The following is a 13,996-nucleotide window of genomic DNA, read 5'->3' as shown; positions in this document are numbered from 1 at the left end:
ATAGTATGGCATTAAATCTTAAAATTATTACTCCTGATGGTATTTTTTTCGATGGAGAAGTACAGTGAGTTAATGTTAAAACAACTGAAGGCTATGTTGGTATTCTTGAATGGCATACACCTTTGATTGCTAATATTCAAATATCAAAAATGTCATTTAAAATTAAAGAAAAAATTCGTAATTTAACGATTTCTGGTGGACTTTTGGTAACTGATTTACATATGGTTCGTATTATTAGTGATAAAGTTGAATATACATCAATTTTAAAAGAGCAAGAAACAAAGGTATTTGATGAACGTATTAAAAGGGTTAGTGGAGGTTAATAAATATGCATGATTCACATTTAATAAAATGAATAATTGAAATAAGTATTTATCTTTTTAGTTTTATTGCTAGCGGATTTGCTGTAAAAGCAATTCCTTTTAATAAATTTCTTGATCATAAAAGAGTAAAAGAATCATGAATTTTATATATGTTAACAACTTTAGTTTTTACTTATTGTATTGGTACGTTAATTATTAAATTTATTGGTTTAGATATTTGATTTAATTTAAATTAATACTTAAAATTAAAAAAATAAAAATAGTAAGTGTTTTAAAATATTTACTATTTTTTTAATTACAATATACTATTAAAATTTATAGTAGTTATTAATAATATCTATATAGATTATAAAATTTCTCCGAAATTACTATTATAGTAGTAAAAAAATCGTTTTTATTTATTTTATTGTTGTTTTTACTATTATATATATATATAATATTTTTATCTGTATAGAATAAAATTCTCATCTGTATAGAACAATATAGAATGGAGGTGAGAAAATGAGTAAATTTTTTCATAGTAAACAAACATCTCCTGAGGATAAGAAAAATCCTAGTTTTACTTTTAAAGGAACTTTCAATAAATTAGGTGGCAAAATGTTTGGTAAAATGCAAAACTTATCAAGAGCCATTGTTTTACCAATAGCTACATTACCAATAGCTGGTTTATTGTTAGGAATTGGTGGTGGAGTTGCTAGTGCTTTAAAGCAATTGCCTAATCATGATAGTCTTGTTGCTATTATTAATATTTTTTCAATTATGCAATCAGCCGGAAACGTTGTTTTTGCTAATTTAGGATTGATTTTTGCTATTTCTATTGCTTTTGGTTTTGCAAAAGCTAGTAAAGGTGTAGCTGCTCTTTCTGGATTTATTACTTTTATTGTTATGACTTCAGTTATTAGTGGCATGTTTTTTTGAAATCCTAAAACAGGAATGTTGGGGTTTGATCCATGAGGTTTAGGTGAAGGTGCAAAGATTACTCCAGAAAGTGGTAAATCTTCTGGTTTATTTTCTTCTGTCTTAGGATTATTTCCTACGTTTGATACTTCAGTTTTAGGTGGCATTCTTGTTGGTTGATTAGTATCAATTGTTCATAATCATTCATACAATATTCGTATGCCAAGAGTATTAACTTTTTTTGGTGGTGAACGTTTTGTGCCAATTTTAGCTGTTTTTGTTGGAATAGGAATGGGATTAGCTTTTTTCTTTATTTGACCAATGTTATTAATTGCTTTTAGAGAAATTGGTAATGGCTTAGCAGCTGGTATGAATACAGGTCAACTTACTGATGGACAGTTAACTGGTGATAATTTTCATCCGACAGTTGGTGGAGCATTTATTGCAATGTTTTTTGGAATTACTGAGCGTTTATTAATACCAACAGGATTGCATCACGTTCAATATGCGCCTTTCTGATATACTGGAATTGGTGGAAATTGAATTAATGAATCTGGTGATCATTTTGTTGGAGCGTACAATATTTTCTTTGGACAATTTGCTTCTAATGCAGTAGGACACATGAATCAAACATCGGGAACAATGTTTATGAGTGGGCGATTTGCATATATGCAATATGGCTATCCCTTTGCAGCACTTGCTATGTGAATGTTAGCACGACCAGAAAATAAAAAAATGGTTGGTGGTATTTTAGGATCTGCTGCTCTAACTTCTTTCTTAACAGGAGTTACAGAACCATTATTGTTTTCATTCTTATTTGTAGCACCATTATGTTTTGTTTTCCATGCATTTATGGCAGGAATTAGTTTTATGATGGCGTATTTATTAAATATAGTTGTTGGTCAAGGTTTTGCTGCTGGATTTATTGATTTTTCTTTCTTTGGAATATTACCAAGTATTCTTGGTAAAGAAACAGGATTCTATTGAGTATTTGTTACTGGATTAATTATGGCACCTGCTTATTTCTTTGGGTTCTATTACATTATTAAGTGAAGAAATTACAAAACTTTAGGTCGTGAAGAAGGAGAATTAGCAACCAACTTAGCCTTACAAAGTGTTGAAATTTCTTTAGATAAGTCTTCAAAAAAAGGTAGAACAAAAGTAGAAAATTTATTACTTGGACTTGGTGGAGCATTAAATATCATTGATGTTAACGCTAAAGATAAAGTATTAGTTGCAACTTTAAAAGATGCAAATATTTATTCAAAAGCTTTATTAAGATTAAGTGGAACTAAAAATATTAAAGTAATTGCCAATAAAGTTGAAATTACCTATCTTGATGGTGCAGAGTCTATTCATAAAACTTTACAAGCAGAAATGACAAAGAAACAAACATTAACACCTGATACTAATAAAGATAAAAATAATGATATGTTAGAAAATATTTTTAAAGGTCTTGGTGGACGAAGTAATGTTAAATTATTAGACAATTGTGCTACAAGATTGCGTGTTACAGTTTTTGATGAAACTAAAGTTGATGATAATATTTTAAAATCAACTGGTGCGGTTGGTATTTTTAAAAAAGGTACAGCTATTCAGGTAATTTATGGGCCACAAGTAGGTAATATTAAAAATGATTTATTAAAAACTTGAACTCCAAAATAAACTATTACTAAAATATAAAAATGAGCAACTTTTTGAGTTGTTCATTTTTTTAGTTTTAGTTACGGATAATGTTAAAATTATAATATAGGATGGGGGGAAAACTATGTTTTTTGATGATGAAGAAGAAAAGTTAGAAGAAGCTAGGTATGAAGAAATACAAACAAATATACAAAATTTAACATTAACAATTGATGTTAATATTGTTGTTAAAGATTTATTTAAATATATTAAATTAAAATGTACACAAAAAATTAGAATTATGGATATATTAGCATTGTTTTTATCAATATTTTCAATAATTCTTTCAATATTATTAACTGTTATTGATAAAACTGATCAAAAAATTAGTTTTGAACTTCGAAAATTATTGTATGCGGTAAATATATTTAAAGATTTAACAGTGGTAATGGTATTAGTAATTGCATTATTTATGATTATTTATGAGGTTAAATATTGAATTAAACAAAATAAGCAATTCAAATCTTTTTATGCAGCAAATGCTGATTTTACACCAGAAGAAATTGTTTCGGAACTAATGGATCTTAATAATATTTTTAGTTTCAAGCATTGAAATGAAATTTCATTCCATATTAAATATTATAAAAAATGTAAATCATTTAAACGACATGCAATTTTAATCGCTATTTTGGATTATTATCAATTGCCAATTAATAAATGAAATTTAATGTATTTAAATCAAACAATTAGTTATTTAAATAAAAAACATTTTCATCATATTCTTAGATTATGCATATTTAGTTGTTTAGCAATAATAACGATTATTTTAATGAGTACTTTCCCTTCAATATTTTTAAGATAAAATATTTTATATAGATAGAAAGGTATATATGGAAAAATTTAATGAAGAAATAAAAATATTAACGACAATTTTTATTAATAATGCTAATATCAATACTAAAATTAAACAAGAAAAATTTTTAATTAATAATTTCAAATTTTATGGAATTTTAACTAGTAAACGAAAACCATTAGTAAGATTATTTTTAAATAAATGAAATAAAAATTTATCTTTAATAAGTAAAAAACAGTTATTTGAAACATTATATTTACAAAAAAATCGTGAATTTCAATATACAGCAATGGAATTTTTAAATCTTTGATGAAAGAAAAACTTAAGTTTTAATGACTTAGATTGGCTTTTATCGATAATTAAGCATAATATTTGATGAGATACTACTGATTATTTTGATAATATTATTGGTGTTCTTATATTTAGTAACAATAATATTAGTGTTAGAGATCAATATTTATTTAAGTTAATAAATGATAGTAATTTTTGAATTCAAAGAATAGCAATTCAATCACAATTAATGTTTAAAGAAGATACTGATTTTAATTTATTATTTGCATTAATTAAGCCATTGTTATTAACAACAAATTTTTATCTAATACGTTCTATTGGTTGAGCATTGCGTAATGCTAAACGAGTTAATTCACAAAAAATTAATGATTTTATTAAAATTAACAATGTTAGTAAAAAAATAATTGTTGTTATTAATGAACATTAAAAATAAATGAAGGTTTTATATTAATATTAAAAATAAAATTGCTTATAAATAATATTTATAATAATATTCTTAAAATAGTGTAAGATTCACTTAATAGATAGAGAAAAATATTAAAATATAAATATAAGTTTTTGACCTATTTACTTTATTTTAAAGTAAATGGGTTTTTATTTGGAAAGAAAAAGCACATGCCTAATAATTATTCATTGATTGTTAAACCTCTTTTACAAGAAGAACCTATCATTAATAGTAATATTTCAATTTTTAAGACTTTACAAGTAGAATCTAATACAACAATGATTTCAATAATACCTTCAATAAAAATATGAATTTTAACAGATCATGAAATAAAAGCTTTATCTAAATATCAAATTCAATCATTGCTACCAGAGCAAATACCACTTTTTACAACAGAACAAATTAAATCGTTTAGACCCAAACAAATTCAATGATTTTGATTATGACAAATTCAGTCATTTACATCTATTCAAATTGCAACATTTACATTAGAACAAATTCCGTATTTAACATATGAACAAATCCCAATTTTTACACCAGAACAAATCCTTACGTTTACACCGTTGCAAATTTCTGTATTTACGCCAGAACAAATTCCATTATTTACAACCGAACAAATCCCTGCGTTTACACCGTTACAAATTTCTGCTTTTACAAAAGAACAAATCCCAGAATTTATAGAAAAACAGATTGCAGCATTTACATTAGAACAAATTCAAATTTTTACATTAGAGCAGCGTAAATTTTTTGGAAGAAAAATAATTTCAACTTTTAATAAACAAAAAAATAATTCATCAATAATTGAACAAGTTGTATCATTTACAGCAGAACAAATTCAATCTTTTACGTTATCACAAATTCAGTCATTGATAAGAGAACAAGTTGTATCATTTACAGAAAATCAAATCAAGGCGTTTACTCCTATTCAGATTCAATCATTGACGCCTATACAAATTAGGTCATTTAATGTTACACAAATTCCATATTTTACATTTTTTCAAATTCAATCATTTATGCCTTGACAAATTCAATCCTTAACAAAAGATCAAATTTCAGTTTTTACAGAAGTTCAGATTCAATCATTGACAATGGAACAGATTCAGTCTTTTTGGTCATGACAAATTCAAGCATTGACGCCTATACAAATTAGGTCATTTTTGCCTATTCAAATTAAATCATTTACATTATTACGAATTTCAAAATTTACAAAAGTACAAATTCAGTCATTTACGTCATTACAAATTCCTCTTTTTACAGCAGAACAAATTCCTCTTTTTACATCAGAACAAATTTCAGTTTTTACAGCAGAACAAATTCGTTCATTTACATCATCACAAATTTTACATTTTACAGAAACACAAATTTCTTCATTTTGGTCATGACAAATTCAATCATTTACACCGATTCAGATTCAGTCATTTACAACAGAGCAGATTAAATTTTTTACGTTATCACAAATTCAGTCATTGATAAGAGAACAGATTCAATCGTTGACAAAAGTACAAATTGTTTCATTGACAATTGAGCAAGTTTCACATTTAACAAAATTTCAAATTCCATTATTTACAACCGAACAAATTAAATTATTTACTTCTTGACAAATTTTACATTTTACAACGGATCAAATTAAATCTTTTACATTATTACAAATTCAATTCTTAACAGAAGAACAAGTTCCATTTTTTACAGAAAATCAGATTCAAGCATTGGCATCAATTCAAATTGAGTCATTTTTGCCGTTGCAAATTCCATATTTTACAGCAGAACAAATACCATTTTTTACAGCAGCACAAATTCAAGAATTAACAGTTGAGCAAGTTCCGACATTAACAAGAGAACAAATTGTGTCATTAACAAAACCACAAATTCAAGCATTGACACTATTACAAATTCCAATAATTACACCAGCACAAATTCAAATATTTGTATCTACACAAATTATTTTGTTTAGGCCATTACAAGTTTCAGTATTTACATCTACACAAATTTGTTCATTGATAATTGAGCAAGTAGCAGCATTTACAAGAGAACAAATTGCATCATTTTTGCCGTTGCAAATTTCATATTTTACAGCAGAACAAATTCCATTTTTTACAAAAGAACAAATTTCATTTTTTGCAATCGAACAGGTTTTGGAATTTACAACCGAACAAATTCCATCTTTCACAAATCAACAAATTCCATTATTTACAACTGAACAAATTCAATCATTTATGCCTGTCAATATCGAGTGAAAATTTCCCAAAAATATTTATAAAAAAATAAATTATTTTGGAAAGTTACAGTGTTAAATAAATATAAACACGAATTCCAAATAAACGTTAAAAATTTAGCTTTAAATTTTGATTTGCGAACTTTTTTTGTATAATTTAATTAAGTTTAATATAAGTTTTTAACTCATTGCTTTAATTTCAAAGTAAATGAGTTTTTATTTTGAAAGGATGAAAAAATGAATAAAAATTTACAAGAAGAATATGAATGAATTAATAGAGAATTGAAAAAAATAATTATTAATAAAAATCAATTTACTCCAGAAATTATTAGTAATAGAGTTAATTTAGCTCAAACTACTATTGTTGATATTAATGAAAATTTAAAAAAACAAAAGATTAGCAAATTTAAAAAAATTAGTTATTCAATATTGAAAATATTTACTTTTGGAAAAATTGATAAAAATAAAATAATTAAAGAAAAAAATGATTTTTTTATAAAAATATCAAAAGAACTTTTTGGAAATATTAAAAAAGTAAAAGAATTATATATAAGAAAATCAAATAGTGAAATAAATATAGATGTTAATAAAATTAATAATGTAACTTTAAATAATTTATTAATAAATCCGACTAAATCAAACTTACCACAAATGTAAAAACGAGAGATTGCAATTACAATTTCTTTTATATTTAAAATCAATTTTAGAACACCAAATTTGCTCATACGCAAACGTTTTAAAATTTTATATGGTTTAGTATTTATAAAATTAAATATCTTATAAAATAGATTTTTAATTTTAATTAAGAATTATTGATATCCATATCTTCAAGGATGATTTTTATTGGGTATATAAACTTTTTTAGTTTTTATTAAATTTTCTTTTATAATTGGTTTTTGTGCTATTTCTTTTAGTTCATACATTTGATTATTGTAACTAAGATATAATTCATTAATAAATGATTTAAGTACAATTACATCAGTTCTAGGTTGTATGTATTGAACTTTGTTATTTTTATAAGGAAAATACTTTTTACCATAATATGTTATGGTTGAAGCACTATCTGTTTTTTTTAGAAAATCTTGAAAGATAAATATTGATTTCTTCCTGTGTAGGAGCTTTAACCATAGCAGATTTAGTATCATCAATAGGAAAGGCAAATTGTTTATTAAAAGTACTTATGTATGTTTTAAGAAATTTGTTAGCTTCTTCTAAATTTCTAATTTTATTAAGTCGTAATTCACTAATTAAACGACTTTGAAGTGTTCCAAATAAGCGTTCAACGCGACCTTTAGCTTGCGGAATTGAAGTTTTGATTATTTCAACACCTAAATCATTACAGGACTTTTGAAATTGAGTATAAGTGTCATTTTCTGTATTTATTTTTCCTGCATCAACTTTTTTCTTATATCCAAAAACTGTTCTATTATCGGTATAAAATGTTTTTGGTATTCCATAATTAGTTAAAATTTGATAAAAAATATTATAATAACCATCTAATGTTTCTTGATGATCAAATCATAGTCCAACAATATTTCCTGTAGCATCATCAATTGCAGCATGTAAAAATGATTTTGGTTTATCGTTACCAAATCAATGATGATTACTGGCGTCCATTTGAATTAATTCACCAAAATTTGTTCTTCGATTTCTTGTTGGATGTAAGTTATTTTTTTTATTTTTATGTCTTTTTGGTGAAGTAATTTTTTCTTTAATTAATATAGTATAAAGTGTGCTATATGAAATCTTAATTTTTTCTTCATTAATTAATTTCTCATGAAAATGTTGAAAATTAAAATTATAATATTTTGTTTTATACAAGTTTATAATCTTAATTTTAATTTCAAAATTTGTTGCCTTATTAGAAATTTTATTACGAGATTTATGAATAAAATCAACTTTACCTTCTCTATTAAAAATTTGAATTAATTGGTTAATTCTTCTAATAGTTAGATTAAGTTTATTCTTGGCTTGATGTTTAGATAATTTATTAATAATAATATCATTTATAATTTTGTATTTATATTTTTCTTTCATAGTCATACTTCTTTTCATATTTATCACCAAGTATATTTAACTTCACTTTTGGGAAATTTTTACTCGATAACTAATAGGAAATTATTACTAAATAATGAGAGATTAAATCATTTTTGCTGTTGCAAGTAGCAGCATTTACAAGAGAACAAATTGCATCATTTTTGCCGTTGCAAGTTCAGTCTTTTTGATTATGACAAATTCAGTCATTGACAGAAGACCAAATTCCAGCATTTACAAAAATACAAATTTTACATTTAACGGAAGACCAAATTCAGTCATTTTTACCAATTCAAATTGTAGCTTTTACGCCCATTCAAATTGAGTCATTTTGATTATGGCAAATTCCATTTTTTACAAAAGAGCAAATTCCAAATTTTGCAAAAGAACAGATTGCTTCATTTACATTAGATCAAATTCGTTGATTTACACTATTACAAATTCAAGTCTTTACACCAGAACAAATTCCATTTTTTACACCAGAACAAATTCCAGAATTTACATTAGATCAAATTAAATCATTGACAGAAAATCAAATTCAAGCATTGATATCATCACAAATTGAAGTTTTTGCAAAAGATCAAATTCAATCTTTTACGATTGAACAAATTAGCTGATTTTGGTCATGACAAATTCAAGTATTGACATCTATTCAAATTGCTTCATTTATAGAAAATCAAATTAAATCGTTTACGCCTATACAAATTAAATCATTGACAGAAAATCAAATTCAAGCATTGATATCATCACAAATTGAAGTTTTTGCAAAAGATCAAATTCAATCTTTTACGATTGAACAAATTAGCTGATTTTGGTCATGACAAATTCAAGTATTGACATCTATTCAAATTCCATTTTTTACAGCAGAGCAGATTCAGTTTTTTACGTTATCACAAATTCAGTCATTTTTACCAATTCAAATTGTAGCTTTTACAAAAGAGCAAATTCAATCTTTTACATTATTACAAATTAAATCATTGATAGAAAATCAAATTTCATTTTTTACGCCTTTGCAAATCCAAATCTTTACGCCAGAACAAATTCTATTTTTTACAAAAGAACAAATTTCTTGATTTACAACCGACCAAATTCAAGTTTTTACACCAGAACAAATTCCATATTTTACAAAAGAGCAGATTCAATCATTGACAATGGAACAGATTCAGTCTTTAATAGCCCAACAAATTCAAGCGTTTACAAAGGACCAAATTCCATTTTTTACAGATATGCAAATTCAATGGTTTAGAACTGACCAACGTAAATTTTTTAAAGTAATAAGAATTCCAATTATTAATAAACTAAAAACTAGTTCATTAATAATTAAAGAAAATCAAATTTTTGTAGAAGAGAAAATTGGAAAAAAAGTAGTCAATGAAGTTTAAAAAAATTTTGATTTTTAGTTATTAGTTTCTTTTTCACAACAACTTCAATATTTAGTTTATTTTATATTTTTAAAAAAAATAAAAATCAACTTACAAAAAAAGTAAATTAAAAAAAGAAGAAGACAACTTTAATGAAAATAGTTTAAATAAAATGTTAGAATCTAAAATTAATTTTATTGAACTTACAAAATCAGAAATTAACCAGGAATCTTTTAATAAAAGTAATATTAAATCATATAATAATCAAGTTTTTTATAGTAATTAAAATAATTATAGTAAATTATTTTTTCTAACTTCGAAGAGAAAGAAAAAATATAATATAAATACAATTTTTTTTGGGTACTAAGTTTTCTAAGTTTTTTTATGTTAAAATAATAAAGATTTTATTACTTTACAAGTAATAATAAGTATAAGTAATAATAAAGAAAAAATGGTGATTTACTTTATGTGAGATCGTAAAATTTTACGAAAAATTAATAAACAAGTTAAGGAAATAATTAGCCTTGATGAAACAATGAGAAAAATTAAAGATGAAGAATTAGCAAATAAAACAGTTGAATTCAGAACCAGATTGGCAGAAGGTGAGACTTTAGATGATATTTTAGTTGAAGCTTTTGCGACAATTAGAGAAGCAGCACGAAGAATTAGTGGATTACATCCATATCCTGTTCAATTAATTGGTGGTATTGTTCTTCATAATGGCGATGTTGCTGAAATGCGAACTGGTGAAGGAAAAACTTTAACTGCTGTGATGCCAATTTATTTAAATGCTTTAAGTAGTAAAGGTGTTCATGTTATTACTGTTAATGAATATTTAGCAGCAAGAGATGCCGAATTAAATCGACCAATTTTAGAATTTTTGGGAATTACTATTGGCGTTAGTCTTCGTGATCATTCTACTAATCAAAAACGTGAAGCGTATTTAAAAGATGTTACATATACAACTAATTCAGAATTAGGCTTTGATTATTTGCGTGATAATATGGTTAAGGTTTATCCAGAAAAAGTTCAACGTCAGCTTAATTATGCTATCATTGATGAGGCGGACTCTGTTTTAATTGATGAATCAAGAACACCTTTAATTATTTCTGGTGGTTCAAAAAATCGTACTCCTTTATATCAAGCATCAGATGTTTTTGCAAAAACTTTAATACCTGAAGATTATAAAATTGATTGAGAATCACGTCAAATTGCATTAACAGTAACGGGTGTTAATAAAGTTCAAAAACAGTTTAATTTAAAAAATTTATTTGATATTGATAACTCGGAATTATTTCATCATATTCAAAATGCACTTCTTGCTAATCATGTTTTCAAATTAGATGTAGAGTATGTTGTTAAAGATGGTGAAATTGTGCTAGTTGATCAGTTTACTGGTAGATTAATGCCTGGTAGAGTATATAGTGATGGACTTCATCAAGCTTTACAAGCTAAAGAAAATGTTACAATTCAACAAGAAACAACAACAGTAGCTACTATTACTTATCAAAACTTTTTCCGTTTATATAATAAACTAAGTGGTATGACAGGAACTGCTAAAACCGAAGAAGAAGAGTTTGTAAAAATTTATAATATGAGAGTAATTAAGATTCCTACTAATAAACCAATTATTCGAGAAGATAAACCCGATCATGTTTTTGCTTCATTAAATGCTAAATTTAAATCTTTAATTGCAGAAGTTAAAGAACGACATACTAAAGGACAACCAATTTTGATTGGTACTGCTAATGTTGATGTATCAGAACGAATTGCTAATATGTTAACTTTGGAAGGAATTAAGCATGAGATTTTAAATGCTAAAAATCATGCTCGTGAAGCTGATATTATTGCTAGAGCTGGTGAAAAAGGATCAATTACTTTAGCAACCAATATGGCAGGACGTGGAACAGATATTAAACTTGGTAAGGGTGTTATTGAACTTGGTGGCCTTGCTGTATTAGGTACTCAAAGAAACGAAGCACGAAGAATTGATAATCAATTACGTGGAAGAGCCGGAAGACAAGGTGATCCTGGATTTTCACGATTTTATGTTTCAATTGAAGATGATTTGATGTTACGTTTTGGTGGTGAAAAATTAAAAAAAGCTTTTGCAAGTTTAGGTGAAGACTATATTAGATCAAAAATGTTAACTAGATCAATTACTAGAGCACAACAAAAAATTGAAGGTATGAATTTTGATGCACGAAAAAACTTATTAGATTATGATAATGTTATTGCTCAGCATCGTGAAGCTACATATCATCAACGTGATAATATTTTACTTGCTGATGATTTATTAGATTTAATCAAAAATATGCACAGAACAGTAGCACGTGATTTACTAAATATTTTTAATAAAGTTGTTGGTAGAGAACAGTTTATTGATTATGATGAATTAGTTAAAGGTATTGAAAATAAATTAATTAAACCTAATGATTTAATTGCAGAAAAGTTAAATCGATTAAGTATTGAGGAAAATATTGATTTAATTGTTGAAAAATCTTATAATTTTTATCTTGAAAAAAGAGAAAAATTAAATGATGTTATTATAAAACAAATTGAAAATAGTGTTATTTTACAAACTTTTGATCAATATTGAACTAATCACATTGATGCTTTAAGCAAACTGCGTGCAGGAATCCATTTGCGTGGTTATGCGCAGTTAAATCCCTTACAAGCTTATATTGAGGAAGCTTCAAAATTATTTAATCGTATGAAAATCAATGTTGCTCATCAAGTTATTATTATGTTACATAGCATTGATCCAGAACAACATCAGGTTCGTGGTGGTCAAGATGTATTGGATACAGTATTAGCAAGTAATGTTGAAACTAAAACTAAAATTGGATAATTAATCTTTATTTAAAAAACTAAGTATTAAAATACTTAGTTTTTTAAATATGTTTTTTTTATTCTATTTGATTTTTTTCTTTATGTTTTCATGACTTCTTTTTAAATATGTTTTTATTTTTTTTACTGTCATAAGTGACTGAAGTTGTTCAATGGGGAAATTATTACCTTTAGTAACAGCATTATTATTATTCATGGGTACTAAATTTTAATATAATTAGTTCCATCTGCTGTGGTGGGACGTTCATAAATAATAGTTCAATTTAAACTTTCAATTGGATCATTAAGCTTCGGTTGTGCAATAAAATTATGTCAAAACATTAAGGCACCCGCATAATCTCGACGGTATAATTGTGGATTAAAATTATTGATAATTTCTCCTTTATTTCATACTTCTTCAATTTGTTGTGGCGTTCATATTGCTTGTTCATTATTATTATTATTTGTTGAAGAAGTTATGTTTTGATTAATTTCATTTTGTGAATATAGTGCTTTTGCTTCTAGTGACATATATTTCTTTTTTCTACTTTTTTTAATAAAGCATATACAAGAAATTATTAAAACTATAAAATAAAAAAATTCTAATCCTCATGGAATAATGAAAAATAGTTTTTTACGAATAGTTATCACAGAAGCAAATTTATAAAAAGCAGCATATCCACCAAAGGAAAAAAATAAAATTAATCCAATAATAAAAAATAATGATATTCATAACATAATTCTAGTTAATATTAGAGAAATAAAGTCATTATTTTAAAAAGATAAAAGGAAAAGCAACAATACCTAAAATTATGAAGCCAAAGCCCAATACTGCAATTGTCAGAGTTAGAAAAGTTAAATTGAATTTAAAAAATTTCTTAGTGATTAAATTATCAATAAGGATTAATAAATCAGTAGTTTTTCTTTTAAAGAAAATAATTCATAAAACTCAACTAATTATTAAAGTTATACTTGTTAATCATGAAAAAATTATAATAAGTCAATTATTATAATAGTTAATACTTTTCTTTGTTGAATAATTATCATCAACAGTTTCTTTAAATATTTTTTTCATTTTTAAAAACCTTATAATATTTTATTGTTAATCAGTTCTATTAATTTTTCTTT

At 25.2% G+C, this 13,996-nt stretch carries 11 protein-coding genes and 1 pseudogene; 9 read left to right on the top strand and 3 right to left on the bottom strand.

All coding sequences use genetic code 4. The features are described 5' to 3' along the window. Positions 1-5 precede the first annotated feature (5 nt). From AACK81_RS08170 to AACK81_RS08140, 7 genes are all read left to right on the top strand, one after another. On the top strand, positions 6-323 hold the full coding sequence (locus tag AACK81_RS08170; RefSeq protein ID WP_174480958.1) for a F0F1 ATP synthase subunit epsilon: 318 nt from the start codon (positions 6-8) through the stop codon (positions 321-323). A gap of 5 nt (positions 324-328) precedes the next feature. Beyond that, positions 329-559 carry a hypothetical protein gene (locus AACK81_RS08165; RefSeq protein WP_338961288.1) on the top strand — a complete coding sequence of 77 codons (231 nt, stop codon included), beginning with the start codon at positions 329-331 and terminating at the stop codon, positions 557-559. A 265-nt stretch (positions 560-824) separates the two neighbouring features. Then, positions 825-2,885: a PTS transporter subunit EIIC gene (locus AACK81_RS08160; RefSeq protein WP_338961286.1), complete on the top strand. Its 2,061-nt coding sequence runs from the start codon at positions 825-827 to the stop codon at positions 2,883-2,885. A 103-nt stretch (positions 2,886-2,988) separates the two neighbouring features. After that, positions 2,989-3,705: a hypothetical protein gene (locus tag AACK81_RS08155; protein ID WP_338961284.1), complete on the top strand. Its 717-nt coding sequence runs from the start codon at positions 2,989-2,991 to the stop codon at positions 3,703-3,705. A 28-nt stretch (positions 3,706-3,733) separates the two neighbouring features. Next, the gene (locus AACK81_RS08150; protein WP_338961282.1) at positions 3,734-4,414 is read left to right on the top strand and encodes a DNA alkylation repair protein; all 681 of its coding nucleotides are present in this window, start codon (positions 3,734-3,736) and stop codon (positions 4,412-4,414) included. 188 nt (positions 4,415-4,602) lie between these two features. Beyond that, positions 4,603-6,723, top strand: a complete 2,121-nt coding sequence (locus AACK81_RS08145) for a hypothetical protein (protein WP_338961280.1) — start codon at positions 4,603-4,605, stop codon at positions 6,721-6,723. Positions 6,724-6,881: 158 nt separating this feature from the next. Beyond that, positions 6,882-7,301 carry a hypothetical protein gene (locus AACK81_RS08140; RefSeq protein ID WP_338960498.1) on the top strand — a complete coding sequence of 140 codons (420 nt, stop codon included), beginning with the start codon at positions 6,882-6,884 and terminating at the stop codon, positions 7,299-7,301. Positions 7,302-7,453: 152 nt separating this feature from the next. On the opposite strand, the pseudogene AACK81_RS08135 reads toward AACK81_RS08140, so the two are convergent. Next, a pseudogene (locus AACK81_RS08135) lies at positions 7,454-8,699 on the bottom strand (ISNCY family transposase). A 101-nt stretch (positions 8,700-8,800) separates the two neighbouring features. Here AACK81_RS08135 and AACK81_RS08130 point away from each other — a divergent pair. Together AACK81_RS08130 and secA are read left to right on the top strand one after the other, a co-directional pair. Continuing rightward, positions 8,801-10,060 (top strand): hypothetical protein, encoded by a 1,260-nt coding sequence (locus AACK81_RS08130; RefSeq protein WP_338961278.1) that lies wholly within the window; start codon positions 8,801-8,803, stop codon positions 10,058-10,060. A gap of 445 nt (positions 10,061-10,505) precedes the next feature. Further along, complete coding sequence (gene secA / locus AACK81_RS08125) at positions 10,506-12,890, top strand: preprotein translocase subunit SecA (RefSeq protein WP_338961276.1); 2,385 nt, start codon at positions 10,506-10,508, stop codon at positions 12,888-12,890. A 200-nt stretch (positions 12,891-13,090) separates the two neighbouring features. Here secA and AACK81_RS08120 read toward each other — a convergent pair whose 3' ends face one another. Then, positions 13,091-13,606: a hypothetical protein gene (locus AACK81_RS08120; protein WP_338961275.1), complete on the bottom strand. Its 516-nt coding sequence runs from the start codon at positions 13,604-13,606 to the stop codon at positions 13,091-13,093. 31 nt (positions 13,607-13,637) lie between these two features. Continuing rightward, positions 13,638-13,943 (bottom strand): hypothetical protein, encoded by a 306-nt coding sequence (locus AACK81_RS08115; RefSeq protein ID WP_338961274.1) that lies wholly within the window; start codon positions 13,941-13,943, stop codon positions 13,638-13,640. Positions 13,944-13,996 lie beyond the last annotated feature (53 nt).

Source organism: Spiroplasma endosymbiont of Lasioglossum villosulum (assembly GCF_964020195.1).
Taxonomy (GTDB): domain Bacteria; phylum Bacillota_I; class Bacilli_A; order Mycoplasmatales; family VBWQ01; genus Spiroplasma_E; species Spiroplasma_E ixodetis_A.
The sequence above is the reverse complement of the archived record's forward strand: the minus strand, read 5'-3'. Positions and strand labels throughout refer to the sequence as shown.